2 protein-coding genes are annotated in these 1993 nt (G+C 75.0%); both read left to right on the top strand.

Features of this window, described 5'->3' with window-relative positions; all coding sequences use genetic code 11:
* Nucleotides 1-436, top strand: a 436-nt coding sequence (locus VR44_RS45730; protein ID WP_045952351.1) for an acyl carrier protein, incomplete at its 5' end; no start/stop codon positions are given.
* Between the two features lie 45 nt (nucleotides 437-481).
* Nucleotides 482-1993 (top strand): type I polyketide synthase (locus tag VR44_RS38580; RefSeq protein ID WP_045952350.1); only part of this gene is annotated, 1512 nt, incomplete at its 3' end.

The raw sequence follows: 1993 nt of genomic DNA, 5'->3' as shown, positions 1-1993 counted from the left end.
GGCCTTCCGGGACCTCGGCTTCGACTCGCTGACCGCCGTCGAACTGCGCAACCAGCTGGGCGCGGCCACCGGGCTCCGCCTCCCGGCGAGCCTGCTGTTCGACCACCCCACCCCGGCAGCCCTCGCCGGCCACCTGGCCGGCGCGCTGCCCGCCGGCGGACCGGGCGGCGACGCGCCGGCGCCCTCGCTGCTCGCCGAGATCGACCGGCTGGAAACCGCGTTCGCCCGCGCCCCGCAGGACCGGGCCACCCGCGCCACCGCCGCCCTGCGGCTGGAGGTCCTCCTCGCGAAATGGCGCGAGGCGTCCGCCGGACCCGGCACCGGCACCGGACCGGTCCCCGGACACCACACCGGGGAGGGCGCCGAGGCCGAGGTGGCACAGGCCTCCGACGAAGAACTCTTCGACCTGCTCGACGGCGAGCTCGACACCCACTGATCGACCAGCACGCCCATCCCTTCGCGTTGAGGAACAGAAATCCAGATGACGACCGATGTGAACAAGCTCCGCGACTACCTCAAGCGTGCCACCGTCGATCTGCGGCACGCGCGCCGGCGACTGCGCGAGGCCGAGGGCAGGAACCGCGAACCCATCGCGATCGTGGGCATGAGCTGCCGCTTCCCCGGCGGCGTCGAGTCCCCCGAGGACCTGTGGGACCTGGTCGCCTCGGGCCGTGACGCGATCTCCGGCTTCCCCACCGACCGGGGCTGGGACCTCGACGCGCTCTACGACCCGGACCCCGAGAACCCCGGCACCACCTACACCCGCGAAGGCGGATTCCTGCGCGGGGCAGCCGAGTTCGACCCCGGCTTCTTCGGGATCGGGCCGCGCGAGGCCCTGGCCATGGACCCCCAGCAGCGGCTCGTCCTCGAAGCCTCCTGGGAGGCCGTCGAACGCGCCGAACTGGACCCGCAGTCCCTGCGCGGCAGCCGCACCGGGGTGTTCGCCGGAGTCATGTACCACGACTACGTCTCCCGGCTCCCCGCCATGCCCGAGGGCATCGAGGGGTACGTCAGCACCGGCAACACCGGCAGCGTGGTCTCCGGCCGCATCGCCTACACCCTGGGCCTGGAGGGCCCGGCCGTCACCATCGACACCGCCTGTTCCTCCTCCCTCGTGGCCCTGCACCTCGCCGTCCAGGCCCTGCGGCAGGGCGAATGCGACCTCGCGCTCGCGGGCGGCGTCACCGTGATGGCCGGACCCACCACCTTCGTCGAGTTCAGCCGCCAGCGCGGCCTCTCGCCCGACGGCCGCTGCCGGGCCTTCTCCGCGGCGGCCGACGGCACCGGCTGGTCCGAGGGCGTCGGCATGCTGCTCGTGGAACGCCTCTCCGACGCGGTCCGGCTCGGCCACCCCGTCCTGGCCGTGGTCCGCGGCTCCGCCGTCAACCAGGACGGCGCCAGCAACGGGCTCACCGCCCCCAACGGCCCCGCCCAGCAGCGCGTCATCCACCAGGCCCTGGCCAACGGCCTGCTCTCCCCGTCCGACGTGGACCTCGTCGAGGCCCACGGCACGGGCACCACCCTCGGCGACCCCATCGAGGCGCAGGCCCTGCTCGCGGCCTACGGCCAGGAGCGGCCCGACGGCCGGCCCCTGTGGCTGGGCTCCGTCAAGTCCAACCTGGGGCACACCCAGGCCGCGGCCGGTGTCGCGGGCGTCATCAAGGCGGTGCAGGCGCTGCGCCACGGCATCCTGCCGAAGACCCTGCACGCGGACGACCCGACCCCGCACGTCGACTGGTCCTCGGGGGCCGTCTCGCTGGTCACGGAGAACACCGCCTGGCCCGAGCCGGAGCCCGGCCGGCCCCGCCGGGCCGCCGTCTCCGCCTTCGGCGTCAGCGGCACCAACGCCCACGTCGTCCTCGAACAGCACCTCCCCGCTCCGGAACGGTCCGACGCCCCCGGCGGGACGGAAGCCTCCGGCGGAGCCGACGTCCCGGGGAGGGCCGGTGCTTCCGGTGCGGCCCCCGCCCCCGGCGGCGCCGCCCCCGGCGGG

This window comes from Streptomyces katrae (assembly GCF_000966975.1).
Lineage (GTDB): Bacteria > Actinomycetota > Actinomycetes > Streptomycetales > Streptomycetaceae > Streptomyces > Streptomyces katrae.
This window is presented reverse-complemented; position numbering and strand designations above follow the sequence as displayed.